Annotated in this window: 28 protein-coding genes, 1 other RNA gene and 1 riboswitch; of the genes, 7 read left to right on the forward strand and 22 right to left on the reverse strand. The window is 64.3% G+C overall.

Annotation, left to right across the window (positions count from 1 at the left end; all coding sequences use genetic code 11):
- Positions 1-3: 3 nt before the first annotated feature.
- From ACVOLV_RS07500 to mraZ, 4 genes are read right to left on the reverse strand one after another with little or no spacing between them, the layout of a single operon-like run.
- Positions 4-1,866 (reverse strand): peptidoglycan D,D-transpeptidase FtsI family protein, encoded by a 1,863-nt coding sequence (locus ACVOLV_RS07500; RefSeq protein WP_481553820.1) that lies wholly within the window; start codon positions 1,864-1,866, stop codon positions 4-6.
- Positions 1,863-2,126 carry a cell division protein FtsL gene (gene ftsL, locus ACVOLV_RS07505; RefSeq protein WP_282266357.1) on the reverse strand — a complete coding sequence of 88 codons (264 nt, stop codon included), beginning with the start codon at positions 2,124-2,126 and terminating at the stop codon, positions 1,863-1,865. The genes ACVOLV_RS07500 and ftsL overlap by 4 nt, the downstream gene beginning before the upstream one ends.
- Positions 2,123-3,091, reverse strand: coding sequence for a 16S rRNA (cytosine(1402)-N(4))-methyltransferase RsmH (rsmH, locus tag ACVOLV_RS07510; protein ID WP_481553861.1), 969 nt, complete (start codon positions 3,089-3,091; stop codon positions 2,123-2,125). Before rsmH ends, ftsL begins: the two co-directional genes overlap by 4 nt.
- A 14-nt stretch (positions 3,092-3,105) precedes the next feature.
- Entirely contained in the window at positions 3,106-3,552 is a 447-nt protein-coding gene (gene mraZ, locus ACVOLV_RS07515) for a division/cell wall cluster transcriptional repressor MraZ (RefSeq protein WP_057627453.1), read from the reverse strand.
- A 328-nt stretch (positions 3,553-3,880) separates the two neighbouring features.
- Between mraZ and ACVOLV_RS07520 the strand changes: the two genes are divergently transcribed.
- Positions 3,881-4,657 carry an NRDE family protein gene (locus ACVOLV_RS07520; protein ID WP_481553821.1) on the forward strand — a complete coding sequence of 259 codons (777 nt, stop codon included), beginning with the start codon at positions 3,881-3,883 and terminating at the stop codon, positions 4,655-4,657.
- 482 nt (positions 4,658-5,139) lie between these two features.
- On the opposite strand, the gene rnpB is transcribed toward ACVOLV_RS07520, so the two are convergent.
- The 3 genes from rnpB to rsmI all read right to left on the reverse strand — a co-directional run bounded on the left by rnpB (position 5,140) and on the right by rsmI (position 7,114).
- An RNA gene (gene rnpB / locus ACVOLV_RS07525) (RNase P RNA component class A) lies at positions 5,140-5,490 on the reverse strand.
- Positions 5,491-5,535: 45 nt separating this feature from the next.
- Positions 5,536-6,300: a hypothetical protein gene (locus ACVOLV_RS07530; RefSeq protein ID WP_481553822.1), complete on the reverse strand. Its 765-nt coding sequence runs from the start codon at positions 6,298-6,300 to the stop codon at positions 5,536-5,538.
- Positions 6,278-7,114, reverse strand: a complete 837-nt coding sequence (gene rsmI / locus ACVOLV_RS07535) for a 16S rRNA (cytidine(1402)-2'-O)-methyltransferase (RefSeq protein WP_481553823.1) — start codon at positions 7,112-7,114, stop codon at positions 6,278-6,280. The genes ACVOLV_RS07530 and rsmI overlap by 23 nt, the downstream gene beginning before the upstream one ends.
- Positions 7,115-7,196: 82 nt before the next feature.
- Between rsmI and ACVOLV_RS07540 the strand changes: the two genes are divergently transcribed.
- The 5 genes from ACVOLV_RS07540 to ACVOLV_RS07560 are packed head-to-tail and all read left to right on the forward strand — an operon-like array spanning position 7,197 to position 11,818.
- Positions 7,197-8,921 (forward strand): penicillin-binding protein activator, encoded by a 1,725-nt coding sequence (locus ACVOLV_RS07540; protein ID WP_481553824.1) that lies wholly within the window; start codon positions 7,197-7,199, stop codon positions 8,919-8,921.
- Positions 8,911-9,285: a YraN family protein gene (locus ACVOLV_RS07545; RefSeq protein ID WP_481553825.1), complete on the forward strand. Its 375-nt coding sequence runs from the start codon at positions 8,911-8,913 to the stop codon at positions 9,283-9,285. The genes ACVOLV_RS07540 and ACVOLV_RS07545 overlap by 11 nt, the downstream gene beginning before the upstream one ends.
- Positions 9,285-9,830: a metal-dependent hydrolase gene (locus ACVOLV_RS07550; RefSeq protein WP_481553826.1), complete on the forward strand. Its 546-nt coding sequence runs from the start codon at positions 9,285-9,287 to the stop codon at positions 9,828-9,830. Before ACVOLV_RS07545 ends, ACVOLV_RS07550 begins: the two co-directional genes overlap by 1 nt.
- A gap of 16 nt (positions 9,831-9,846) precedes the next feature.
- Positions 9,847-10,416, forward strand: coding sequence for a TlpA disulfide reductase family protein (locus ACVOLV_RS07555; protein WP_481553827.1), 570 nt, complete (start codon positions 9,847-9,849; stop codon positions 10,414-10,416).
- A gap of 19 nt (positions 10,417-10,435) precedes the next feature.
- A complete protein-coding gene (locus ACVOLV_RS07560; RefSeq protein WP_481553828.1) occupies positions 10,436-11,818 on the forward strand; it encodes an FAD-binding oxidoreductase in 1,383 nt (460 codons plus the stop codon).
- A gap of 454 nt (positions 11,819-12,272) precedes the next feature.
- On the opposite strand, the gene ACVOLV_RS07565 is transcribed toward ACVOLV_RS07560, so the two are convergent.
- The 9 genes from ACVOLV_RS07565 to ACVOLV_RS07605 all read right to left on the reverse strand — a co-directional run bounded on the left by ACVOLV_RS07565 (position 12,273) and on the right by ACVOLV_RS07605 (position 18,804).
- On the reverse strand, positions 12,273-12,827 hold the full coding sequence (locus tag ACVOLV_RS07565; protein ID WP_481553862.1) for a GTP-binding protein: 555 nt from the start codon (positions 12,825-12,827) through the stop codon (positions 12,273-12,275).
- A complete protein-coding gene (locus ACVOLV_RS07570; RefSeq protein ID WP_481553829.1) occupies positions 12,824-13,780 on the reverse strand; it encodes a hypothetical protein in 957 nt (318 codons plus the stop codon). The genes ACVOLV_RS07565 and ACVOLV_RS07570 overlap by 4 nt, the downstream gene beginning before the upstream one ends.
- 77 nt (positions 13,781-13,857) lie before the next feature.
- Positions 13,858-14,220, reverse strand: a complete 363-nt coding sequence (locus tag ACVOLV_RS07575; RefSeq protein ID WP_481553830.1) for a roadblock/LC7 domain-containing protein — start codon at positions 14,218-14,220, stop codon at positions 13,858-13,860.
- Between the two features lie 163 nt (positions 14,221-14,383).
- On the reverse strand, positions 14,384-14,782 hold the full coding sequence (locus ACVOLV_RS07580) for a roadblock/LC7 domain-containing protein (protein ID WP_481553831.1): 399 nt from the start codon (positions 14,780-14,782) through the stop codon (positions 14,384-14,386).
- 177 nt (positions 14,783-14,959) lie between these two features.
- Positions 14,960-15,952 carry a thiamine-phosphate kinase gene (thiL, locus tag ACVOLV_RS07585; protein WP_481553832.1) on the reverse strand — a complete coding sequence of 331 codons (993 nt, stop codon included), beginning with the start codon at positions 15,950-15,952 and terminating at the stop codon, positions 14,960-14,962.
- 93 nt (positions 15,953-16,045) lie between these two features.
- Positions 16,046-16,528 carry a transcription antitermination factor NusB gene (gene nusB, locus ACVOLV_RS07590; RefSeq protein ID WP_481553833.1) on the reverse strand — a complete coding sequence of 161 codons (483 nt, stop codon included), beginning with the start codon at positions 16,526-16,528 and terminating at the stop codon, positions 16,046-16,048.
- Positions 16,525-16,992 carry a 6,7-dimethyl-8-ribityllumazine synthase gene (gene ribH, locus ACVOLV_RS07595; protein WP_303748880.1) on the reverse strand — a complete coding sequence of 156 codons (468 nt, stop codon included), beginning with the start codon at positions 16,990-16,992 and terminating at the stop codon, positions 16,525-16,527. Before ribH ends, nusB begins: the two co-directional genes overlap by 4 nt.
- Before the next feature lie 112 nt (positions 16,993-17,104).
- Positions 17,105-18,205 carry a 3,4-dihydroxy-2-butanone-4-phosphate synthase gene (gene ribB, locus ACVOLV_RS07600; RefSeq protein WP_481553834.1) on the reverse strand — a complete coding sequence of 367 codons (1,101 nt, stop codon included), beginning with the start codon at positions 18,203-18,205 and terminating at the stop codon, positions 17,105-17,107.
- On the reverse strand, positions 18,202-18,804 hold the full coding sequence (locus ACVOLV_RS07605) for a riboflavin synthase (RefSeq protein WP_481553835.1): 603 nt from the start codon (positions 18,802-18,804) through the stop codon (positions 18,202-18,204). The genes ribB and ACVOLV_RS07605 overlap by 4 nt, the downstream gene beginning before the upstream one ends.
- 75 nt (positions 18,805-18,879) lie before the next feature.
- Positions 18,880-19,065, reverse strand: a riboswitch (FMN riboswitch).
- Positions 19,066-19,739: 674 nt separating this feature from the next.
- Between ACVOLV_RS07605 and ACVOLV_RS07610 the strand changes: the two genes are divergently transcribed.
- Positions 19,740-20,360: a hypothetical protein gene (locus ACVOLV_RS07610; RefSeq protein WP_481553836.1), complete on the forward strand. Its 621-nt coding sequence runs from the start codon at positions 19,740-19,742 to the stop codon at positions 20,358-20,360.
- Between the two features lie 200 nt (positions 20,361-20,560).
- Here ACVOLV_RS07610 and ribD read toward each other — a convergent pair whose 3' ends face one another.
- From ribD to ACVOLV_RS07640, 6 genes are all read right to left on the reverse strand, one after another.
- Positions 20,561-21,649, reverse strand: a complete 1,089-nt coding sequence (gene ribD, locus ACVOLV_RS07615) for a bifunctional diaminohydroxyphosphoribosylaminopyrimidine deaminase/5-amino-6-(5-phosphoribosylamino)uracil reductase RibD (protein WP_481553837.1) — start codon at positions 21,647-21,649, stop codon at positions 20,561-20,563.
- A gap of 97 nt (positions 21,650-21,746) precedes the next feature.
- Positions 21,747-22,214 carry a GNAT family N-acetyltransferase gene (locus ACVOLV_RS07620; RefSeq protein WP_481553838.1) on the reverse strand — a complete coding sequence of 156 codons (468 nt, stop codon included), beginning with the start codon at positions 22,212-22,214 and terminating at the stop codon, positions 21,747-21,749.
- Positions 22,215-22,262: 48 nt separating this feature from the next.
- Complete coding sequence (locus ACVOLV_RS07625) at positions 22,263-23,189, reverse strand: hypothetical protein (RefSeq protein ID WP_481553839.1); 927 nt, start codon at positions 23,187-23,189, stop codon at positions 22,263-22,265.
- Between the two features lie 36 nt (positions 23,190-23,225).
- Positions 23,226-23,759 carry a transcriptional regulator NrdR gene (nrdR, locus tag ACVOLV_RS07630; protein WP_481553840.1) on the reverse strand — a complete coding sequence of 178 codons (534 nt, stop codon included), beginning with the start codon at positions 23,757-23,759 and terminating at the stop codon, positions 23,226-23,228.
- A 155-nt stretch (positions 23,760-23,914) separates the two neighbouring features.
- Positions 23,915-25,168, reverse strand: a complete 1,254-nt coding sequence (gene glyA / locus ACVOLV_RS07635) for a serine hydroxymethyltransferase (RefSeq protein WP_481553841.1) — start codon at positions 25,166-25,168, stop codon at positions 23,915-23,917.
- Between the two features lie 158 nt (positions 25,169-25,326).
- A complete protein-coding gene (locus ACVOLV_RS07640) occupies positions 25,327-25,791 on the reverse strand; it encodes an RcnB family protein (protein WP_481553842.1) in 465 nt (154 codons plus the stop codon).
- Positions 25,792-25,870 lie beyond the last annotated feature (79 nt).

A 25,870-nucleotide genomic window follows, 5' to 3' on the forward strand; every position in this document is an offset into this window, starting at 1 on the left:
GGCTCACTGGCGCACCTCCGTGGCGGCAGGCGTCGGAGCGACGGCCGTCGGCAGTGCGGCATCAAATTCGGCCGTGGCGTTGGGCGCCTCGTCCGGGTCCTGCGGAATCGGCAGCGGCGCCGCACTGCTGCCCGGCTTGCCGCCCACCTTGCCTGCGGCCTGCGCGGCCAGCCACGACTGGATGTCGTCCGGCGGCACGTCCATCAGGCGCAGCGTGCCTTCCATCACGTGATGGAAGACCGGAGCGGAGACCAGGCCACCGTACTGCAGCGAGCCCTGCGGATCGTTGACCACGATCACCGCGGCGTAGCGCGGGTTGGTTGCCGGCACCACACCGGCGAACAGCAGGTTGTAGTGGCCGCGCTCGTAACCGTTGGGGCCGTTCTTGCGCGCGGTGCCGGTCTTGCCGGCGACGTGATAACCGAGGATGGCCGCCTGTTTGGCGCCACCATTGGTGACCACGGTCTCCATCATGCGCACGACTTCGCGCGCCACTTCCGGGTCGATGACCTGGCGTGCTTCGTTGCGCTGGCCCTTGATGAAGGTCGGCTGGATCACCTGCCCACCATTGGCCAGCGCCGAGTACGCCTGCGCGATCTGCAGCGGCGTTACCGACAGGCCGTAGCCATAGGACATGGTGGTTTTGGTGGTGCCATACCAGCTCGGGCTGCCCGGGCGCGCGACTACGCCGGCAGATTCGCCTGGGAAGCCGCTGTTCGGTGCGACGCCATAGCCGAAACCACGCACCGAGTCATAAAAGGTCTGGTCAGGAATACGCGCCACGATCTTTGCCGCGCCGATGTTCGAGCTGCGGGTGATCACGCCGGTGACATTGAGCACGCCGTTGTTCCGCGGCACATCGCGGATGGTGTAACGGCCCAGCGACATGTAGCCCGGATTGGTGTCAATAACCGTATCCGGGGTGACCACATGGTTCTGCAGCGCGGTGGCAATGGTCAGCGGCTTCATCGTCGAGCCGGGCTCGACCAGATCGGTGACGGCGCGATTGCGGCGCGTGTCCGGGGTCGCGCCACTGATCGAATTCGGGTTGTAGGTCGGCAGGTTGGCCATGGCCATCACTTCACCGGTGGCCACATCCATGATCACGATGGAACCACCTGCGGCCTTGTTGGTGGTGACCGCATTGCGCAGCTCGCGCATCGCCAGGAACTGGATGCGGCGATCGATGCTCAGGGTCAGGTCCTTGCCAGGCTCGGCAGGACGCACCAGATCGATGCTCTCGACAATCGCGCCCTTGCGGTCGCGGATGACGCGCTTGGCGCCCGGCTTGCCACGCAGCCATTCGTCGAAGGCCAGCTCCAGCCCTTCCTGGCCGAGATCATCGATATTGGTGAAGCCCAGCACATGCGCCATCGCCTCACCCTGCGGGTAATAGCGACGGAACTCGCGCTGCGAGAACACGCCCGGAATCTTCAATGCGACTACCTGCTCGGCCACATCCGGATTGATGCGGCGGCGCAGGTACATGAATTCCTTATCGGCCTTCTGGGTCAGCTTGGTAGTCAGCTCATCCACAGGCAGCGACAGCGCGCGCGCCAACTCCGGAATCCGCTCCGGCGTGCGCAGCAGTTCCTGCGGATTGACCCAGATCGATGCCACCGGCGTGGACACCGCCACCGGCTCGCCATTGCGATCGGTGATCATGCCGCGCGAGGTCGGGATCGGAACATCGCGCAGGAAGCGGGCTTCGCCTTCGCGCTGGTAGAAATCGTTGTTGATCAGCTGCACGTACGCGGCACGACCCACCAGCGTCACCGCACACAGACCCAGCCCCACGCCGACCATCAGCATGCGGTTACGCAGATTGAACTGCGTGCGGGTACGGTTGCGGCTGGGCTTGTTCATGGCCGGATCACCACGATGTCAGCAGCCTCGGGGAACTTCATGCCCAGACGGCCACGGGCTTCCTGGTCCACGCGCGTGGCCTGGGCCAGCGTTGCCTGCTCCAACTGCAGACGGCCGAACTCGATGTTGATCTCGTCGCGAGCATGTTCCAGTTTGGACAGCTCGACGAACAGCTGGCGGTGGCGATGGCGCATGAACACCACACCGATTGCCGAGGCAATCGTGCACGCCAGCAGGACGATCAACAGCAGGCGGCTCATCCGGCCACCTCGCACTTCTGGGCCACGCGCAGCACCGCGCTGCGCGAGCGCGGGTTCATCGCCAGCTCGTCGTCGTCGGCCTTGATGGCGCCGCCGATCAATTCCAGCGTCGGCACGAAGGCCTGCAGCTCCGGCAGCCGGCGATTGGTCGGCGGCGCCTTGGCATGGCGGTTCATGAACTGCTTGACGATGCGGTCTTCCAGCGAGTGGAAGCTGATCACCGCCAAGCGGCCGCCGGGCTTGAGCCGCGCCATCGCCGCGTCCAGACCGGCTTCAAGGTCGGCCAGTTCGCGGTTGATATGGATGCGAATGGCCTGGAAGCTGCGGGTGGCCGGATGGATCTTGTCCTTGCCACGCGGCATCACCGAGGCGATCAGCTCGGCCAGCTCCGCGGTGCGGGTGAACGGCTGCTTCTCGCGGCGGGCAACGATGGCACGGGCAATGCGGCGGCTCTGGCGCTCATCGCCATAGGTGAACAGCACGTCGGCGATTTCGCGGTCTTCGGCGCGGTTCAACCAATCCGCAGCGCTTTCACCCGAATCCGGGTCCATGCGCATGTCCAGCGGGCCATCCTTGCCGAAGCTGAAACCACGCTCGGCCACGTCCAGCTGCGGCGAGGACACGCCCAGGTCGAACAGAACGCCATCCAGACCGGCAGCGGTTTCGCTCCAGTCCAGCAGATCGGCAAAGCTGCCGCGATAGATGGCCACACGGCCGTCCGGCGCGAAGTCGCGCTCGGCCACCGCAATGGCTTCGGGATCCTTGTCCATCACCAGCAGGCGCCCGTCCGCACCGAGCTGGCGCAGCACGCCGCCAGCGTGACCGCCACGACCGAACGTGCCATCCAGATACGTACCGTTTTCGATCACCCTCAGGCCCTCAAGGACCTGGGTGTACAGCACCGGCAGGTGAGCTGCCGGCGGCTGCGACACCGTTGGGTGACCGGCCTGCGCTCCTCCGCGCACCCGGGCACCCCGGCTCACAACTTCAGATCGAGAAGCCCATCGCCCAGATCCTCATCAGACAACGTCTGCTGGATCAGTGCGCGATGCGCTTGCTCGCTCCACAATTCAAACTTTTCACCCATGCCCATCAGCACTGCTTTCTTCTCGATGCCCACCGCGCTGCGGTGACTGGACGGCAGGCTGATACGGCCATTGCCATCCAGTTCCAGATGGGCGGCCGAGCCGACAAGCTTCTGCTGCAGGGTGCGCACTACGCGCTGGGTATTGGGCTTTGCCATTACGTCGTCCCGCACCCGCTCCCACTCCTGCTCTGAGTACAACCACAGGCAACCGGCTTCGAACGGGTTGTAGGTGAGCACAAGGCGATTACCACTGGCGCGCGCAACCAGGTCGCGGTAGGCGGTTGGCACCGCCATGCGTCCCTTGTCGTCAACCGTGATGGCAGTCTCACCTTGAAACACGCCTGAGGCACCCGTTCGTTCGTTTTGCTTGGGAAGTCATTGAACCACGAAAAACCACAAAAAACCCGGTTTTCCCTCTGATGCCCACCTTAGCAGCGAGCCTAAGGTTGTCAACAACTTTCCGCGCACAAAATCATGTGCCGCATCAATGGCTTGCACCAATGTTTAGAGAGTTGTTCAAGGTTTATCCACAAGTTACTGTTTCATCTCAAATTTTGAGATTTGTATGTAATTCAGTGGTGTAGAGAGCGCGTGAAAACGGGGCCGTAGCCCAGCCGCCATTCAGGCCTGTATGGCTCATGCGCGCGCAAAACGGCACACTCCGTGCATGTGCCTGGTCGCCATCGCCTGGAAAACCCACCCACACTGGCGCCTGCTCATGGCCGGCAACCGTGACGAGTTCCACGCCCGGCCCACCGCGCCGTTGCAGCGCTGGCCATCACCCCATGAAAACGTGATTGCCGGCCGCGACCTGCGTTCCGGCGGCAGCTGGGTGGGTGTGAACCTGAGCGGCCAAGCCGCCGTGGTCACCAATGTGCGTGACCCGTCAGCGGCCACCGGCGGGCCTTCGCGGGGGGAACTGATCGCCAGCTACCTGGCTGGCGGACAGGCGGCCACGGACTATGCCGACGATCTGGCAGGGCGGGCCCCGGAATTTGCGCCCTTCAATCTATTGGTCGCCGACGCTGAGAACTGCAGCTATCTGGGCAACCATCCGCAGGCACGCCTGGACCTGTCGCCGGGCGTGCATGGGATGTCCAACGGCGCATTGGATGCACCCTGGCCCAAGACCCGCCGCCTGATGGACGTGCTTGAGGCTTGGCTCGTTGCCGGCAATGACAGCTTGGAGCCGCTGTGGGCAGCACTGGCTGATGAGCAGCAGGCAACGGACGCGCAGTTGCCATCTACCGGCGTTCCGCTGGAGTTGGAGCGATTGCTGTCGAGCGCCTTCATACGCGGAACCGACTACGGCACCCGCGCCAGCACCATCGTGGCGATCGACAGGGATGGCGGCGGCTTCATCCACGAACGCAGATTCGGGCCAGAGGGCGTGTATCTGGGGGAAACGCGCCTGGAGACTGGAAAAGAAGGCTTTGGCTCCTAACCCCCTTCCTTTGGCCGAAGGCCAAGGGGAGGGCTGGGGAGGGCTGCCTTTGATCTCGCTTTGGCTTTGGCTTTGGCTTTGACCCACAGCCAAAGCAGGATCAAAAGCTCCCCCCATCCGCCCTCCGGGCACCTTCCCCCGCAAGCGGGAGAAGGGAAAGAGAACAGCAAGGCAGGAGCCAAAGCCAAAGCCAAAGCCAGAGCCGAAGCCGAAGCCAAAGCCAAAGCCAAAGCCCAGCAAATGCTGCAGCAGCCAGAGCCGAAGCCAAAGCCAAAGCCAAAGCCAAAGCCAAGCAGATGCTACAGCCGCACTCTTCCCACCACGATGCGCAGCGAGCCAAGCACTAAATCCGGAGAACCAAAGCCCCCTTTAGTAAAGGGGGCGCGCCGACAGGCGCGGGGAATTGGAGGGCTAAAGGCCCGGGGCCCAAAGTTTTGCCCTGCAAAATTTTGGGGCTTTTTCTGCCCGGCGGGCAGAAAAAGCGGCGGAGCCGGCCGATAAGCCGGGTTTTGTCGTGGACAGTCATTCCTCTAGGCGCTACGTCACCGTAACGCTCAAGCAACCTACCCGGACCCGACGCGGGCCACGCCATTAGGTCCCTATTTGGTCTTGCTCCAGGTGGGGTTTGCCGTGCCGGTCTGTTACCAGACTCGCGGTGCGCTCTTACCGCACCATTTCACCCTTACCACGCGCCCGAAGGCCGTTCGGCGGTATCTTCCTGTTGCACTTTCCGTCGGCTTGCGCCGCCCAGGCGTTACCTGGCACCTTGCCCTGTGGAGCCCGGACTTTCCTCGGCATTCCCGAAGGAATGACGCGACTGTCTGGCCGACTCCGCCGCGCGTATTGTCGCACGTCCAGCAGCACACCGGCCGATCATTTCATTCAGCTGCAAGCAGTTGGTAACGCAGCGGTCGCACTCCGCCTGTTGTGAATGACAGCAGCCAACCTTCATGCAGGATATCGATCTGCTGGAAGTCCGCATGCGCGCCGCTGTCCAGCAATTGCCGCGACAATTCATCCAGGGCCGCCAACGCCCAGCTGCGCAGCACCGCCGGATCGGCGTCTTCGACGAACGCCACCGCCGGCAACGGCCAGTTGTCGTACAGCAACAACACATTGCGCGACTGCCGCGCGTAGCCCGGCTTGTGCAGCACCTGGCGCTTCTTCTCCACCGCCCAGCGCATTACTTCCACCCATAGCCGTTCCGGTTCATCGCCAGACCACGGGCTACCCTCATACGTGTCAGCCAATAACTGGCGCAGCAGTGGGCTATCCCATTCGGCGCGCGCTTCTTCAGCGCGATGCTGCGCCACAGGCCGCACCCAGCCGGAGTTGATGCCGTTCAACTTGGCCTGTACCTGCTTGAAGGCCTCCGGCACCACTTCCATGCATTCCACGCCGACCCGTGCATTGCCGGTGTCCAGCATGAAATCCGGGCTTTCACGCTTGCTCACCCGCAGCGGATAGACCAGCTCCGACGCCCAGGCGGTCAACCAGCGCACCATCATCCAGCGCTCGCGCTGGGTCTTGATCTCGGCCCCTGTGCCGCCCGCCAGCGGATGCTCGCGCAGGTCGAGTTGCTGGCGCAGGCTGGCGGCATCAGCCGCCGCCCACATCGCCTCAGTCGTTGCTGCCCTGTCCATACAAAGCCTTGCGCGGCGCGCCGCTCAGTTCGGCCGCCAGCTTGGCGGCAGTGGAAGGCGGCAGGTGTTCGTTCAATTTGGCGTACAAGCGGCGGCCCTCGGCGATCTTGGCTTCTTCATCATCCCCTGCGCCCTGCACCATCACCACGAACTCGCCCTTGCGCTGGTTGTCATCGGCCAACACCTTGGCCAGCAGCTGATCCAGATTGCCATCGAGCACGGTCTCGAACAGCTTGGTCAGCTCACGCGCCACCACTGCCGGGCGCTCGCCACCAAACGCGCCGGCCATATCGGCCAGTGATTCGGCAATCCGGTGCGAGGATTCGTAGAAAACCAGGGTGCCGGTTTCGGCGGCCAACTTGTTCAAACGCTCGCGCCGGGCCGCGCCCTTGGCCGGCAGGAAGCCTTCAAACACGAAGCGATCGCTGGGCAGACCGGCCACGCTCAGGGCGGCAATTGCCGCGCAGGCGCCTGGGATTGGACTGACTTTGACCCCCGCTGCGCGCGCAGCGCGCACCAGACGGAAGCCCGGGTCACTGACCAGCGGCGTGCCGGCATCACTGACCACCGCCAGCGACTCACCACCCAGCAAACGCGCCACGACGCGCTCGGCCATCGCTTCCTCGTTGTGGTCATGCAGGGCCACCAAGGGTTTACTTATGCCGAAATGCGATAGCAACTGACCGGTATGACGGGTGTCTTCTGCGCAGATAGCGGCCACCGAACGCAGCACCTCCTGCGCACGCGGGCTCAGGTCGGCGAGGTTGCCGATCGGTGTGGCAACGACATACAAGGTGGCAGCAGCAGTACTCATCATCGGTATTTCCGTGGGCCAAGGGTAGAATCGTACCGTTTCCCCCGCCCGGCACTGCCGCGCCCTGTCGAACGGACCTTAAATGAACAAGCCAGTCGCACGGATTTCCGCCCTGTCATTGTCGATGCTGCTGTTCGTCGGCTGCGCAACCACCAGCGTTGCGCCGACCAGCTCACCCGCCCAGCAGGCGGCCATCGCCCTGCTTGAACAGGGCAAACCGCGCGATGCCGCGCAGCAGCTTGAAGCCCAGGCCGCGCTTGCGCGTGGCGCCAGCAAGACCTTGTTGCTGGCCGATGCCGCCTTTGCCTGGCAGGAAGCCGGCGACAGCGCCCGCGCACGCATGCTGATGGCGCAGGTGCAGCCGCGCCAGCTGTCTGGTGCAACCCGCCAGCGTTTCAACCTGCTGCAGGCCGAGCTGGCACTGGGCGACAAGCAGCCGGCCACGGTGCTGCAGGTGCTGACCGAAAGCCCGACCTCGCTGCCAGCGCCGCTGCAGGCGCGCTGGTACCTGGCCCGCGCGCAGGCGCTGGAAGCCGGCGGTGACGCCTTTGCCGCCGCTGCCGAACGCGCCCGTGCCGGCAGCCTGCTCAGCGGCACCGAGCGCAATGACAACCAGCGCGCCATCACCCGCCTGCTCGCCAGCGTGAATGACGCCACCCTCAGCAGCCGCGCCGCGGCGTTGCCGGTTGGCGACCCGCTCTACAACCACGCTGGCCGCGCCATGATTGGCCGCGGCTTGCCGCTGCCGCGGCCATTCGACCGCGATACCGCCTCGCAGCTGGATACCAGCAAGCGCCCGGCGGCCGATGCCGACGGCTATCGCCCGCCAGTGAAGATGGCAGTGCTGCTGCCGCTCAGCGGCAACCTGGCCGCCGCCGGTGCCTCGGTACGCGACGGCCTGCTGGCCGGCTACTACGGCGAAAGCCGGCGGCGCCCGCCTATCGATTTCATCGACACCAAGGGCACCGCCAGCGGTGCCGGTGCGGCCTATGACAAGGCGGTCGGCAACGGCGTCGACTTCATTGTCGGCCCGCTGGGCCGTGATGAAGTGGACGCGCTGTTCCAACGCAGCGACCTGCCGGTTCCCCTGCTCGCCTTGAACCGCGGCAAGGACGCACCGCCGCCCGGCAGCGCCGGCTTCTCGCTGGCACCGGAAGACGATGGCCTGATGGCCGCCGAATACCTGCTCGGCCGTGAGCGCCGCAATGTGCTGGTTATCGCCAGCAATGACGACGCTGGCCGTCGCTCCAGCAACGCCTTCAAGGAGCGCTTCAGCGAGCGTGGCGGCAAGGTCGCCGCCACCATCAATGTCGGTGATGCGCCCGGCGACATTGGCGCGCAGCTGCGCCAGGCCGGTAGCGTCGACGCAGTCCTGCTGGCTGTAAAAGGCAACCAGGCGCGCGCCCTGGCACCGCAGCTGGCCTTGGCCGGTCTGAGTGCCGCCAGCCGCGTTGGCACCTCGCAGTTGACCGCGGGCACCGGCAAGGCCGAAGACGACGCCGCACTGGATGGCATCGCCTTCCCCAGCGAGACCTGGAGCAGCCGTGGCGTTGCAGGCCTGCCTGCTGCGAGCGCCGTCGCCACCACCCTGCCAACCGCACGCGGCGGCGCTGGCCGTCTGTTCGCCTTCGGCTACGACGCGTGGAAGATCACCGCCTATATGGAGAAGCTGGCCAACAGCACCAGCGGCGGCCTCAGCGGTGCCACCGGCACGCTGCACCTGGACGGCTTTGGCAATGTGCTGCGCACGCCTGCCTGGTCCACCTTCAGCGCAGGCCGCCCGGTCGCCATTGGTGATGGTCGCTGAGCAGAGCCAACGCGGTGCAGCGGTGGAAGCCGCTGCCCGTGTCCTGCTGCAGAACGCTGGCCTGCAATGGCGGGCCAGCAATGTCCGGTTTCGTGGCGGTGAGCTGGACCTGGTGATGTACGACCGTACTGCCGCCAGCCTGGTCTTTGTCGAAGTGCGCTATCGGCGCTCATCCATGTTCGGCGGCGGCGCGGCCTCCATCGACTTCAACAAGCGCCGCAAGCTGGTTCGTGCCGCCCAGCTCTACCTCAACCAGCACCCCGCGCTGGCCAACAGCCCCTGCCGTTTCGACGTGGTCGAAGCCAGTGGCGAACCGCCGCGCCTGAACTGGATCCGCGACGCCTTCCGTGCCGACGACTGCTGATGCCTAGCGTATTTACCCATGCTGCAATTCCGCTCGCACTGTGGTGCGCCAGCGAGCGCGGTCGCATCTCCCGGCGCCTGCTCGGTGCCGGCGTTGCTGCAGCGATGCTGCCCGATGCCGATGTACTGGCCTTCGCCCTGCACATTCCCTATGCCGATAGTTTTGGCCACCGCGGCGCTAGTCATTCCTTGCTGTTCGCCACGCTGCTGGCGGCCTTGGCCATTCCCTTTGCAAACGCACTGCGAGCCAGCCGCCTGCAGGCGTTTGCGTTCGTCTTCATCTGCGCGCTTTCGCATCCGCTGCTGGACGCACTGACCTCCGGCGGCCTGGGCGTCGCGCTATGGTGGCCGTGGAGCGACCAGCGCCTGTTCGCGCCGTGGCGGCCAATCCGCGTCTCGCCGTTCGCCAACAACTTCTTCAGCGCGCGCGGCCTGCAGACCGTGCTGTCGGAACTGCGTTGGGTGTGGCTACCGCTGCTGGTGGCCGTAGTCGGCTGGAAGATGATTCAATCGCCGCAAGGTTGGCGCCGCCGCGCCGACAACTGAGCCACCTGGGGGAACCATGCCTCATCGCCTGCTGCAGTCTTCCAGACTGCTGTTGTCCTGCTGCCTGTTGCTGCTGTCCATCCCGTCGTTCGCCGCTGCCATCCCCAGCGCCGGCGAATTCCCGCCACCGGTCGCACTCGGCAAGACCCTGCCGGGCGAAGTTGTCGACCTGCAGCAGCGTCGCGGCAAGGTCGTCATCATGACGTTCTGGGCAAGCTGGTGTGGCCCCTGCATGCGCGAACTGCCGGTGCTGGCGCATATGCAGAAAGTGGTTGGCAAGGACGCGCTGGAGGTCATCGCGGTGAACTGGGACGAGCCACGCGCGCAGGTGGTGGACTTTGCACGCCGCAACAGGAAGCTCGACCTGGAATACGTAATCGACAGCAAGGGCAAGGCCGCCGCGGCTTATGGGGTAAAGGCCATCCCCTTGATGTTCGTGCTGGACCAGGAAGGTCGCATCAACACCGTCCATCAAGGCTATTCAGAAGCGTCATTGCCGGGGATCCTGGAACAGGTGCTGGCGCTGCTGCCCGAACATGTACGCATGCGGCCGTCGCAGAACACCAACACCGACGGCGGCGGATGACACGGCCTAGAATAGGCGGGTGATCACACCCCTTTCCGACGCATTCAAGCACACCCTGTCGCAGCTGCTGGGCGATGACTGGCACACCGACGCCAGCGCGCTCGCCGCCCATGCGCAGGACAACTCCTGGCGCCACGCCTTGCCGCAGGGTGTCGCCATGCCCAGTACACGCGAGCAGGTGCAGGCCATCGTCCGCGCCTGCCGCGAACACGGCGTGCCATTGGTTGGACGCGGCACCGGCACCGGCACCACCGGTGCTGCGGTGCCAACTGCCGGCGGCATCGTGCTGTCGTTCGCGCGCATGAACCGCATCCTCGCGATACGCCCGGGCGATCGCTGTGCGGTGGTCGAACCCGGCGTGCTCAATGGCGACCTGCAACAGGCCTTGATGCCGCACGGCCTGTTCTGGCCGCCGGATCCTTCCAGCGCCGACATCTGCAGCATCGGCGGCAACCTCGCCTGCAATGCAGGCGGCCCACGCGCAGTGAAGTACGGCACAACCCGCGACAACGTACTGGGTCTGGTGGCGGTCACCGGAACCGGCGACCTGATTCAATGTGGCGGGCCTTACACCAAGGATTCGACCGGCTACGATCTCACCCATCTGCTGGTTGGCAGCGAAGGCACCTTGGCGCTGATCGTCGAAGCCACACTCAAGCTGACCCCACGCCCGCGCAGCCAGGCCGGCCTGCGCGTGCTGTACCGCGATGCCGAAGCGGCCGCTGCTGCCGTATCGCGGGTAATGGCACAACCGGTGACGCCGACCACGCTGGAATTCATGGATGCACGCAGCCTGCAGCTGCTGCGCCACAACGGCGCACAGGTGCCCGAGGCCGGCGCGATGCTGTTGATCGATGCCGATGGCGACGATGACACCCTGCCCTACCTGTTGAACGCCTTGGCCGAAGCCGCCGAAGGCGACGGCATGCTGGCGCTGGATGTGGCCACCGATGGCAGCGCACGCGACAAGCTGTGGGCGGCACGCCGCGCCCTGTCTCCGGCGCTGAAAACCATCGCACCGGGCAAGATCAATGAAGACGTGGTGGTGCCGGTATCGCAGATCCCGGCGCTGGTGGAAGGCGTACAGCAGCTCTCCGAACAGGCGCAGCTGCCGATTGTGACCTTCGGCCATGCCGGCAACGGCAACCTGCACGTCAACATTCTGTATCACCCGGACGACGCCGACGAGAACGCACGTGCGCATGCGGCCTTGCCCAAGGTATTTGCATTGGCCCTGCAGCTGGGCGGCACCTTGTCAGGCGAGCACGGCATCGGCCTGGCCAAGCGCGATTTCATGGCACAGGCGTTTTCGGCAGGAACGCTGGCGACGATGCGCGCGATCAAGCAGGCGCTGGACCCGGATGGCATCCTCAATCCTGGCAAGGTGTTGCCGGAGGCGTAAGCTCGAGCGGCCAGGCTTTTGCAGGAGCGGCGTAAGCCGCGAGGCTGGTGCTGCATCGGCCGCGGACAAGCTTGCGATCTTCAGATCCAACTGCTTCGCGGCTCACGCCGCTCCCACAAAAAAGAGCGGCAACTGTAGTGCCAAGCCATGCTCGGCAAGGGCCTCATAAGCGAAAGAGCGGCAACTGTAGTGCCGAGCCATGCTCGGCAGGGGCCTCACAAGCGAAAGAGCGGCAACTGTAGTGCCGAGCCATGCTCGGCAAGGGCCTTACAAGCGAAAGAGCGGCAACTGTAGTGCCGAGCCATGCTCGGCAGGGGCCTTACAAGCGAAAGAGCGGCAGCTGTAGTGCCGAGCCATGCTCGGCAGGGGCCATACAAGCGCCAGGTCGGACGGATCACCAGCTTCGCGGCTTACGCCGCTCCTACAATCCAACGCCGCTCCTACAACACCCAGCTCAGGCAATCGCTTCGGCGTAGCGGCAGGACAACAAGGCCTTGATCAGGAAATCGACCTGGCTGGTTTCGCGTGCATCCACCCACATCACTGGCAGACGGTGTCCTTGCCCGGCCAATGCATTGCGGAAGTCGCTGAAACTGAAATCAGGCTCGCGGTCCTGGCAGGTCACGCCCACTGCGAAACACGCCTCCGGCGCCAACCCGCGGAACTGCTCCAGCAGGGTCAACGTACTTGGCAGCGCGCGCGGGTTGAGTGCGCTCACAAGTACGATCACGCCGATTGCACCTTCTGCCACGATCGGCCACATGAAATCCAGATAGGCCTGACCGGGCACACCGTAGACATGCAGCAGCTCGCCATCGCCAAGTTCAATGGAGCTGTAATCCAGCGCCACCGTCGTGTGCGACTTGTCCTCGAATGCCTCCAGCGCCGCTTCGTCGCTGATCGGCATTTCCGTGCTGATCGGTTCCATGTCCGAGATCGACCGTATCGCAGTCGTTTTACCCGCACCCATTTCACCGACAAAAACCAACTTGGTTGCCATAGCCGTCAGACCTGAAGCCCCTTGGAAAAATTGAGCCCGAATCGCTTGGCGATACGTGTGAAGAAGCCGGACACCTTGTTGCCGGAGCCCTGCGCCGGTGCAACATCGGCGCTGCTGCCATCAAGCAGCCCGGTGCAGGCCGCTGCGGCCATGATACGGGCAATATCGTCCAGCGACGTGCCGGTTGCCTGCGCCAACTCGCCCGGCTGCCACGGCCGGATCATCATCGCCGCCATCGGCAGCAGCCATTGCAGCGGCAATTTGCCGGTCTCAACCTCGGGCCACCCACGTAGCCGACACGGATTTGCACTCTCACGTGGCAAGAGGGGCTCGGGTGAAAGCGCCGCGGCCCGCCAGCAGAAATCTTCCAATGCGTGGCTGCTGACCGCATCAGCCAATACCTCGTCCACCGCTTGGTCGCTGCCAAGCAACGACAAGGTCCAGCCTGGCTCGGCGGCCGCCTTCAAGCAGTTCTCATAAGGCAGATCGCGCAGCACGGTGACACGCGTCTGCGCCGCGTCGATCACCACTTTGACCAGCCCCATGTGCAGCAGGCTGGGCGTGCCCTTGGCCTCGCCGAGACTACGGAACAGCGTGCGCGGCTTGAAGCGCTCACCACTTCGGTCAGACTCCAGCAACAACGAGCGCAGCTGCTGGAAAATATCGCGGACGCTGGCGCCATAGGCCACACCCGGCGTCGACAGCCCGGACAGCATCCGGCGGGTCACCGCCAGCACCGGCAAGCCCTGCTCACTGGCCTCGCGCAGCAACTGCTGGCCATGGCTGTCATCGATGCTGGCTACCAGCAGATCCACTGGCTGACGGTCCCACTCCTGCACCTCGGCCTGGATGTACTCGGCCATCAGCAAGGAGCTGGCAACCTTGAGCCGCATCATGTGCAGGACATCCAATCCCTGGCAGCCGATCACTGCGGCAGAGATTTTTCGAGCGGGTGCACTCATCGTGTGGATCGGTTCCGGGAGTCGAAACTCAGCAGTTGCACCGCTGCTCCGTCACCGGGCAGCGGTGCTTTCCTGCATCACTTGAAGTCGAGGGTCTGTTCGAACGACTTCAACTCGTGGCGAGCCAGCGCCAGGTTGGCGCGCGAGCGGTCAAGCACGACGTACAGGAACAGGTCCGCATTGCTTTCGAGCGGACGGATCAGGTGGTACTGCTTGGTCAGGGTGATCAGGATGTCTTCGATCGCATCGGTGATGCCGAGCGAGGCAGCAACGCGGCGCTTGGCGCGCACCACTTCGGTGTTGCCGGCAGCCGCAACTTCCAGGTTGATCGGACCACCGCCGAGCATGCCCAGCGCCATGCCGCTGTCACTGTCGACCAGCGCAGCGCCAACGAAACCAGCAATTTCATTCAACTTTTCCAGCTTGACGTTCCCAGCCATGGTGTTCTCCGTTCCTGATCGAATGTTGTCTGATGGTGCTGCGTGGCCATGTTGTTGCATAGCTCAGGCAACACCTTGTTTTGTCCCTTCCCAAATCCCCCAACCGCACTGGATCCCCGGCATGCCGGACAACCGGCAGAACGGGCGATCTGCACGCAGGGAGTTACAGCAACTGCTTGATCCGCCCCGCAGCATCGCGGGCGGCGTACAACAGGATGGCAAGGGAGGTATCGGCATGGCCAAGCGCAGCCAGCGTATAGGGCCGGTCCGCAGCAACGCGAACCAGCACCATGCTGCCCTGCGAGGTGGACATGGTCACGTAGTCGGCGGTGCTCAGGCCGAGCTCGCGCGACAGGGTTTCCCCGAGTGTCAGGAACGAATTGCTCATCGCTGACAAGCGGCGTGGATCCAGCTTGTTCAACGAGCGGTGAGCGATCGCACGGCCATCGGCCGTGGACACCAGCAACATGGAAATGCCGCCGTTGCGATTGATGACGTTATCAAGCTCTGCTTCCAGCGCAGCGCCATCAATGGTGGACGAGGGCGCTGCCACATCACTCATCTTCGCCCTCAGCTTTTCCAGTGTTGCTGTTTCCACTACCCCATCCCCTGTTTACGGCCGCTGGATGCAGCATCTGCACTGCATCAAAACGCGACCTACATCACAGCCGCGATAATAAATATGAATACGTGGACACTACGTGAACGCAACAAACTGACATCCGATGGCGGGGCTCCCCTAATCCCCAATGCCCGAAAAGTGGTTGTAACCCTGCCTCGATACCGCCACCACATCGCCCCCTTGGTTGACCACCTGCAGCCCGGTTCCGGCTCGAATATAGCCAATCCGGGTGAGCGGAACTGCTACGGAAGCCATGGTTTCGAGCACCATCTGGCGCTGTGCGGCCGGGGCGGTGAAGCACAGCTCGTAGTCGTCACCCGCACCTGCACGCAGTGCATTGAAGCTTGCTGTCAGCCCACACTGCTGCGCTGCAGCCGACGTCGGCAATGTGCTTTCAAGTACATCGGCAGCAACGCCACTGCGCGCGCAGATGTGACCCAGGTCGGCCAGCAGACCATCGGATACGTCCACCGCCGCACTTGCCAGGCCCTGCAATGCACGGCCCAGCTCAACCCGCGGCGTGGGCCGCGCCAGCCGCTGGCGCAGATGCTCACGCGCAGGATTGTCAGCGGCACGGCTCACATCCAGTTCCTGCTGCTGCCACAGCGCCAAGGCCAGACCGGCTTCGCCGGGCACGCCGCTGACCCATATGTCATCACCGGGCTGGGCGCCATCACGGCGCAATGCCTGCCCCGCTGCAACCTGGCCCATCGCGGTTATCGAAATCGACAAAGGGCCACGCGTGGTATCGCCGCCAATCAAGGCAATGCCATGTTGATCGGCCAGCGCGAAGAAACCTTGAGCGAACTGGTCCACCCACTCCGGGCTGGCGTCGGGCAGTGACAGGGACAAACTGCACCAGGCCGGCTGCGCACCCATTGCGGCCAGGTCCGACAGGTTCACCGCCAGTGCTTTCCAGCCGATGTCGGCGACAGCCGTTTCCGGCGGAAAGTGCACGCCCACATTGAGCGTATCGGTGGTCACCACCAGCTGTTGGCCGGCGGCCGGCTGCAGCAGGGCGGCATCGTCGCCTATCCCCAATACGATGTCCGCGCGCGCAGCGGTGCGGCGGCGGATGCGTTCGATCAGGCCAAACTCGTCAAGGCTCATCACTGCGCTCCCTCAAAAACGACAACGCCGGCGCCGATGATGCCGGCCCGGCGCTGCTATGGATCCCGCTGGTGGCAATGCTGCCGCCATCGGTCAGTGGCTGGAGGATTCCGTCTTGCGCCATTCCAGCGCGGCGCGGTCGAGCACGCCGTTGACGTAGGTATGACCATGCTCGGAACCGAAACGCTTGGCAGTTTCGATGGCTTCGTTGATCACCACGCGGTACGGCACATCCTGACGGTAGCGCAGCTCGTAAGCCGCCACGCGCAGCACCGCACGTTCGATGGCGTCCACTTCTTCAACCGCGCGGTCGACGAACGGGGCCAGCGCCTCGTCCAGGTCACGGCGGTTGTCCAGCACACCGCGCAGCAAGCTTTCGAAGTACACCAGGTCGGCGATTTCGTGGGCCTGTTCATGGGCGAACTGGGCCAGCAGCGACTCGGCGTTGCCGCCGGATATCTGCCAGGCGTAGATGGCCTGCAGGGCACGACGACGCGCGCGTGAGCGCAGCACCGGATCGACACCATCGCGACGGACCGGCTTTCCGGCAGGCTTGCCGTTGTTCTTGTTGTTCATGGCAGCTGTTCCAGAAGATTGACCATTTCCAATGCCGACAATGCGGCTTCCTCACCCTTGTTGCCGTGGCTGCCGCCTGCACGGGCCTCGGCATCTTCCACCCGCTCCACCGCCAGCACGCCATTGAGCACCGGCACGCCAAAATCGAGCTGGGCGCGCATCAGGCCTTCGGCACAACGGTCGGCAACGTGCTCGTAATGGCGGGTATCGCCACGGATCACGCAGCCAAGGGTGATGATTGCAGCGTGGTGCCCGGCCGCAGCCAGGCGCGCTGCAACCAGCGGAATCTCCCAGGCACCGGGCACACGCACCACGTCGATGGCGTCTTCGCCGATACCGTTGCCGGCCAGGCTCTGGCGCGCACCGGTCACCAACGCGTCGGTGATGCGGGCATTCCAGCGGCTGGCGATGATGGCAAAACGGGCCGAACCGGCCGGGCGGAGGTCGCCTTCGTAGTGGCTCATGGGGGCGTGGGGTTCCAAAAGGTGGGTAAGTCTAACGTGCGGGGGCTTAACCCGCGACGCGGAAAGCTGCTGGAAGCCCGGTCCAGCCGGGCTTCCAGGTCAGGCCGAGGGCTCAGGGCTGCACGGTTTCGACGATTTCCAACCCGTAACCGGCCAGGCCGACCTGCCGGCGCGGGGTGCCGAGCACGCGCAACTTGCCCAGGCCCAGGTCCGACAGGATCTGCGCGCCGGCACCGTTGCGGCGCCATTGACCCACGTCCTTGTCCTTGCCCGGAGTGACCGGCGCCGGCTGCTGGCGCAGGCGGGCCAGCAACGAATTGGTGTCGCGCGGGGCCGACAGCACCACCATCACGCCGGTCCCGGCGGCGTCGATGGCCCGCAGTGCATCGGTATTGGCCACACCGAAGTCGTCACGGCGCCAATGCAGCAGGTCGGCCAGCGGGTTCTCCACCTGCACCCGCACCAGGGTTGGCGTGTCCTTGTCCGGGGTGCCGCGAACCAGGGCGAAATGCAGGTCGTTGGCAATGCGGTCGCGGTAGGTGACCAGCTTGAAGGCGCCGAACTCGGTATCGATCTCGCGCTCGTCCACGCGCTCGACGGTGTGCTCGGTGGCCAGACGATAGGCGATCAGGTCGGCGATCGAGCCCATCTTCAAACCATGCTCGCGGGCGAACACCTCCAGCTCCGGGCGGCGCGCCATGCTGCCATCGGGGTTGAGAATTTCCACCAGCACGCCAGCCGGTTCCAGCCCGGCCAGCATGGCCAGATCGACGCCGGCTTCGGTATGACCGGCACGGGTCAGCACGCCGCCCGGCTGCGCGATCAGCGGGAAGATATGGCCTGGCTGGTGCAGGTCCGACGGCTTGGCGTTGGGCTTCACCGCGGTGCGGATGGTGTGGGCACGGTCATGCGCGGAGATGCCGGTGGTGACACCCTCGGCGGCTTCGATGCTGACCGTGAAATTGGTCTGGAACTGCGCGGTATTGGCCTGCACCATCGGCGCCAGGCCGAGGTCGGCCGCGCGCGTACGGGTCAGCGGCAGGCAGACCAGGCCGCGGCCGTGGGTGACCATGAAGTTGATGTCCGACGCCTTGACCAACTCGGCGGCCATGATCAGGTCGCCTTCGTTCTCGCGGTCCTCGTCATCGACGATGACCACCATGCGACCGGCACGGATCTCTTCCAGCAGTTCGGGAACGGGGGCGAAATTCATTGTGCGGCTCCTTGGCCCAGCAGGCGCTCGACATAACGGGCGACCAGATCGATTTCCAGATTCACCGCACTGCCCACGCCAGTGGCGGAGAACGCGGTATTGGCGACGGTGTGCGGGATCAGTGCCACTTCAAAGCCTTCGTCATCGGCTTCGTTGACGGTGAGGCTGACGCCATCCACGCAGATCGAGCCCTTCTTGGCGATGTACTTGAGCAGCGGCTTGGGTGCGGCGAAGCGCCAGCGCAGCGCGCGTGCATCCTCGTGGATGGACAGCACCTTGCCGAGGCCATCGACGTGGCCACTGACCAGATGACCGCCCAAGCGGTCGGTCGGCCGCATGGCACGTTCGAGATTGATCACGGCACCTTCGGCCAGACCACCAAGCGTGGTCAGGTCCAGGGTTTCGGTTGAGGCATCAGCCTTGAAGCTGCTGTCGTCGAAGTCGATGACGGTAAGGCAGACACCGTTGACGGCGATGCTTTCGCCCATCTGCACCTGCTCGAACGGCAGGCTGCCGACGGCGAAAGTGAAGCGGACATCGCCGCCGATGGGTTCGCGTGCGGCCAGACGGCCGACGCCTTCGATGATTCCAGTAAACACTAACGTTCTCCGCGATATGTGAGCGAAAAACGCCGCAAGGCAAACAGGCGCACGGACCCCGCAAAGGGCCCGAAACACCGTCTTCTTTCATCCGGACTATGACCGTCGGCTCCGGCATCTGACCGGATCTGCTGACCTCCTGCCGGGCAGCCACACGCTTGCGTGGCCTTGGCTGGAGCGCTCGCGGGCTTATGCAGCGCTCCTTTCGGGACCAATGCACCTACCGCCGGTGGGGAGTTGCACCCCGCCCTGAAGACGTTTGTATGTGCCGGCGAACCGGCGCGGTGATTGTATCAGCGCCGGTCGCGTGAAGCCCCTGACCCAGCTGAACAAGTGCTTCCCACCGATGGAACGGGCTGGCAGCGCTGGAACAGAAGGCGCTGGGAGCATCCTGCCACTGGTGTCGGTGACCACCCCATCAGCCGACGAGCGCCCCGCTAGCGCCTGGGCCTGAAAAAGCTGCCAATACTCACCAGCGCGAACACGCTGCCCAAGCCAATCATCGTTGGCTCCGGCCCGGCCGACATGGCAGCGGCCACAAACCAGAGCAGCGCAACACAGAGGAACAATGCACTTTCAACCTTCAAGACGATTACTACCTCAGAGCACTGTTGCTCATCCTTGAGCGCGCACAAAGTAGGTGGAATCAGGGCATCTGGTAATAGGATTGCTCTGGAAGTTTTCTGCGAAAATCACAGTAGAGACAACTGCGAAGCCTTCGGCATCACATGGAATTTCGGCCAAGAACGCTTGCAACAACGGCTCTCGGAGACGAACGAAATCCCGCGAAACCGCTGAATGCATCCAACGGCTGCGAGCAAGCGCAGCTTGTCATATGTAAAAACATCGTTAGACTGCAGCCCGCCGCGACATGACGTTGCGGTCCCGGTCCGCAATGGGCTGGTCGACACGGACATCACGTCTAAGAGGATTCCATGCGCAAGACCCTGATTCTGGCCGCCATGCTGGCTGCCGCACCCGTTGCCGCGTCTGCCGACGAGCTGAGCTACACCTACGCCGAGGCAGGCTGGACCCAGGTCCAGATCAACAGCAATGAACGCAATGACCCAAGCCTGGACGGCGCCTACCTGCGCGGCTCGTTCGATATCGCTGACAAGGTCAACCTGTTCGCTGGCTACTCGCGTGTCTCCGACACGTATACGGTTGACGGCGTGCGCTTCAAGCACAAGCTGGGCCTGCCGGAACTGGGCGCCGGTTATCACATGAACATGAGCGACCGCATCGACTTCACCGCCGACATCGCGTGGCTGCGCATGAACGTGGATGAAAAAATCAGTAACTCGCTCAACGATGACGGCCGCTACAAGGGCCACACCAGCGCTGGTCGCGTGACTCTGGGTCTGCGCGGCAAGCCGTCGGCACGTACCGAAGCCTGGGTCAAGGGCGGCGCCATCGATGGCAGCGACCTGGACACCGAGTTCGTCGGCGTGCTGGGCGGCCAGGTCAAGTTCAACAAGACCTGGGGCATTGTTGCTGAAGGCCAGTGGCTGGGTGATCTCGCCCAGTACTCGGTCGGCGTGCGCGCCAGTTTCTGATCCGGCACTACCGGGTTTAATGCAGCGGGGGCCGAAAGGCCCCCGTTTTTTTTTGCGCGGTACCGTGGCCCGCACCTGCAACGCTTTGTGGGAGCGGCGTCAGCCGCGAAGCTGGCATTGGTGAAACACCTTGTTGTTGGTGCGATCTGATGATGCATGTGCTTCGCGGCTTACGCCGCTCCTACAACTGCAGACTGGTTTTATTCCGGCCGCAGCAGCAGGCGCAGATCCTGACCCAGCATGCGGGTGTCCAGCAACTGCAAGCGCTGCGCCTGCGCCATGGCCTCAATGCCCAAGCCTGCCAGCAGTGGCCTTGCGCCGTCGCCCATCAGCAGCGGTGCCATGTACAGCAGCAGCTCGTCCACCAATCCAGCCTTGAGCAAGGCACCACACAAAGTTGGCCCGGCTTCGACATGGACTTCGTTGATGCCACGCGCAGCCAGCAGCGACATCACTTCGCCCAGATCAAGCCGGCCATCATCCTGCACACGCACAGTACCGAACTCCGCACCGTCCAAGCTGGGTGCGGTCAACGCCGGATCATGCAGATACAAGGTAGGCGCATCGCCTTCGCGCACGCGCTTGCATTCCAATGTGCGCAAGCGTGCATCCAATACCACCCGCAATGGCGGCAGGAATTCGCCCGCATCCGGTCGCGCGGTCAACAACGGATCATCCGCCAGCACCGTGGCCGCACCGGTCAGAATCGCCGCAGCACGCGCGCGCCACTGCTGCACGTCGGCGCGCGCAGCTTCACCGGTGATCCACTTTGATTCGCCATTCGCCATTGCCGTGCGCCCGTCCAGGCTACCGGCAAGCTTCACCCGCAGGAACGGCCTGCCACGCTCGATGCGCGACAGGAAACCGCGATTGAGTTCGCGCGCCTGCGCTGCCATCAAGCCCACTTCGACGGTGATGCCAGCCTGCCGCAGCAACGCAAAGCCGCCGCCATCGACATCCGGAAAGGGATCGGCCATCGCCGCGACTACCCGGCCGACGCCGGCATCGATCAAGGCCAAAGCGCACGGCGGCGTGCGCCCGTAATGCGCGCAGGGCTCCAGGGTGACGTAGGCAGTCGCGCCACGTGCTCGTTCACCTGCCTGGCGCAGGGCGAACACCTCGGCATGTGGCCCACCAGCGCGCTGATGCCAGCCCTCGCCCACCACCTCCTCCCCATGTGCAACCACGCAGCCCACCATCGGGTTGGGCCGCGTGGTCCAGGCGGCACGCTCGGCAAGGCGCAGCGCGCGGGCCATCAACAGGTGATCGGTGGCGGTGAATTGACTCATGGCTGGAACCTCATTGCGAGTACAGCCGCCACCATTGCGGAAGCGGTCGCAGACAAGTGTATGCGCAGCGATGTCAGGACCGCTGCCCCGGCGCAACTCAGGTGTGCCCGGTATCCATCGCCATCACCGTGACTGCCAGCGGCCCCAACTGCAGCTCGGTGTGCACCCGCCATCCCAGGCTGCGGTACCAAGCCACCATCGGCGCCTCGCAATACAGGTACAACACCGGCACCGCAAACGCCGCCGCCTGCGCCACGCAATGCGCTACCAAGGCAGCCCCCACACCCTTGCCGCGCGCCGCGGGGCCCACATACAGCGATGCCAGCCATGGCGACCAACCACGGATCTGCTCGTGATCGTCATGCAGCAGGCTGACCGAGCCCAACCAGCCATCGGCATCTTCGGCCAGCCAACTGCAGGGGATGCCATCGCGTTGCTGCGCGGCCAGCTCGGCCTCGGCCTGCGCTACGGTCCAGTCCGGCAACAACGTGCCGAAGGCCTGCACATGGGTAAGGGCGATTGCCGGCAGCAGTTCGCGCCGGTCCTGCAGATTGATGATCTTCATCGGATTCAACTCACGCGGCCGCCCTTGGCGGCCTGTACATCCAAACAACTAGTCGTTCACTGGCTGGAACACGCCAACGCCCCAGGCAGCAAAGCGTACGCCACCCTCCGCCTGCTCCAGCACCAAGCCCATCGTCTCCGACTCGCACATGCCTATCGCGCAGCCATCGAACAGCACTTGGTAGCTGGGCCGCAGCGGCGGTTGCAGCGGCAAACGCAGCGACGCCCCACTGCCAGAGAAATGCAAACGCAGGCCAGTCACCACCTGCCCCGGTGTCGGCGACGGGAACCGATAGGTATTCCCCCCAGCCAACTCGCCTTCAGCGGCCAGCTCACCCTGGGCCAGCTCCAACACCACCTGCACGCCGTCGCTGGCCACGCCGCTCATTGGATCGAGCAGATTCACGTACAGCGGCCTGCCAGCGACGTGCGTGTCCGCCAGTTGCGCCTGCAGTTCCTCGAGCTCGCCGTGATCGCTGCGATCAGCCGGGTCCGGGTGTGCCTGTTGCAGGTCGGCAAGCAACTGCTGCAACTGCGCGCGCTCCGCCGACCGGGCTTCATACGGCACCAACTGCACGCTGTCGGCGAGCTCATCGCGCGGATACAGCAACAGCATGCCGTCCTCCAGCGACCATTGACCTTTCGAGCTGCGCGGCATGGGAAGCATCGCCAACTGCAGCACATAGTTGCCGTCAACGCCCAGGTCCAGAACCGAACCTGCAAATCCCGCTTCGACGATGCGATAACGCCCCGCCAGCGCCTGCGGCGTACAAGCCTCCCCCGCACAGGAAGATGGCCTGCGCTGAGCCTGATCCAGACCGCCGACGGCCTCCTGTGCAGCCTGCCGGGCGCGCTCAGCCACATCCAACAGCTTGGACAACTCCGGCTTGTGGTCTTGCGCCCGCGCAGTCAATGCCACACACAACGCAGCCACAACCAGTCCACTGCGTGAAAGCTGCTGCCCTATTGATCGCATCGCCGCTTCGGCCTCCGTACCGAGTCAACACACCGCTCAGCGCTTGCCGCCCTTGCTTGCCCGCGCCGCTTCCGCCCGCGCATGCGCCAGCAACGGCAGCTGATCCTCGTCACTGGAGTGATCACGCTCCAGCTTCTCGATCTCGTCGCGGAAATCAGCCACATCCTCGAAGCTGCGGTAGACCGAGGCGAAACGCACATAGCCGACATGATCGAGCTTGCGCAGTTCGTCCATCACGAAGCCACCAACCTTGATTGATGGCACTTCGCGCTCGCCGCACATGCGCAGCTGGTGCACCACCGCGCGTACTGCTGCCTCGATGCGTTCTTCGGACACCGGCCGCTTCTGCAGCGCGCGGTCAAAGCCCACCCGCAGCTTGCGCGCATCAAAGGCTTCGCGTCCGCCGTCACTCTTGACGATGACCGGCAGCTTGAGCTCGATGGTTTCCAACGTGCTGAAACGTTCGCCACAGGCTTCGCAACCACGGCGGCGACGGATGGTGGCGCCATCTTCGGAAACGCGTGAATCGATCACGCGGGTGTCGGTGTGCTGGCAGAACGGGCAGTGCATGTTTCAAGCCTTGGACATCAGGCGCCGCGCAGGCGACGTGGAAAACCTGTAACGCAGATACAACAAACCCCGGGCCGGGGCAAGCGCCCAACCCGGGGTAATGCGGTCAGCTGTAGGCAGAACGGGCGCCAAGAACCGCTGACACCCGGCGCCGATCAGCCATAAACCGGGTACTTGCGGCACTGCTCGCTGACTGCATCACGCACGCGGGCGATGACGGCTTCATCGGCCGGTGCGTCCAGCACGTCGGCAATCCAGTTGGCCAGCGCGACGCAGTCGGCTTCCTGGTAACCACGGGTGGTGATGGCCGGAGTACCCAGGCGCAGGCCCGAGGTCACGAACGGCGAGCGCGGGTCGTTCGGCACCGAATTCTTGTTGACGGTGATGTGGGCCTTGCCCAGCGCGGCTTCCGCGTCCTTGCCGGACACGTCCTTGCCGATCATGTCGACCAGCATGAGGTGGTTCTGGGTGCCGCCGGAAACGATCTTGTAGCCACGCGCGATCAGCGTGGTGGCCATCGCCTGGGCGTTCTTCACCACCTGCTGCTGGTAGGCCTTGAATTCCGGTTCCAGCGCTTCCTTGAAAGCCACTGCCTTGGCGGCGATGACGTGCATCAGCGGGCCGCCCTGGATACCCGGGAACACGATCGACTGCAGCTTCTTCTCGATCTCTTCGCCAGCGCCCTTGGCAATGATGATGCCGCCACGCGGGCCACGCAGGGTCTTGTGGGTGGTCGAGGTGACCACGTGTGCGTGTTCGATCGGGTTCGGGTACACGCCGGCTGCAACCAGACCGGCGACGTGCGCCATGTCCACGAACAGGTAGGCACCGACCTTGTCGGCGATGGCGCGGAAGCGCGCCCAGTCGATGACCTGCGAATAAGCGGAGAAACCAGCCACCACCATCTTCGGCTTGTGCTCCAGCGCCAGGCGCTCGACTTCGTCATAGTCGATCAGGCCGGCTTCGTTCACACCGTACTGGACCGCATTGAAGATCTTGCCCGAGGCATTGACCTTGGCGCCGTGGGTCAGGTGACCGCCGTGGGCCAGGCTCATGCCAAGGATGGTGTCGCCCGGCTGCAGCAGCGCGAAGTACACGGCCTGGTTGGCCTGCGAGCCGCTATGCGGCTGCACGTTAGCGTAATCGGCGCCGAACAGCTGCTTCAGGCGGTCGATGGCCAGCTTCTCGGCGATGTCCACGTACTCGCAGCCACCGTAGTAGCGCTTGCCCGGGTAACCCTCGGCGTATTTGTTGGTCAGCTGGCTGCCCTGCGCTTCCATCACCAACGGGCTGGCGTAGTTCTCGCTGGCAATCAGCTCGACATGGTCTTCCTGACGCTGGCACTCATCGGCAATGGCCTTGGCCAACTCGGGATCGTAGGACTCGATACGGGCTTCACGCGGGAACATCACAGCTCCTGGTACGGGGGCGAGGGAGCTGTCGATTGTAGCGCTTCCTTCAGCCCCCGGCCCGGCACCGGGTAGTGTCACCTGTAATCAGCATCGCGGCCCGCAAATGAAGAAGGCGCCCCTCGGGGCGCCTTCCAGAGAACCGGCCGCAGCCTGGCTCAATGATTGAACACGATGTCGGCAATGATGCCGGTGGCAATGGCCACCATCAGCATGTTGCCACGGTCATCACGGATCCAGCGGTGGCCGTAGGGCGGGCGGCGCACGTGGTAACGATCGTAGTCGTTGACCACATAGACCGGGCCACCGTAGTAGTTGCTGTAGCGGTGGCCGCGCTCGAAACCATACGGGCGGTAGGCCACGCGCGGCGGCGCGTAGTAGCGGCGGTCGTTGTAACGGGCGTCGCGGTAGCCCTCACGGTAGCCATTTGCGTAGTGGCGGCGGTCGTCCCGACGCTCGTGGCGGTCATGGCCACGGCCGCGATCATGGCCCCTGCCGCGGTCATCCCAGCCGTGGCGGCCACGGTCGTGGTCATCACGGTCACCCGCCGCAAAGGCCGGGGCGGTGGCACCTAACGCCAATACGGTGGTCATCGCAGCGACAACAAAGCGGTTCATCTTCATGGGTGGCCCTCACTGGGTTGGTGGACGGTTTCCATAATGCTCACTTGATCTGAACGGTTTCCGGCTGGAAACGGTTACG

This window comes from Stenotrophomonas sp. STEN023 (assembly GCF_056760135.1).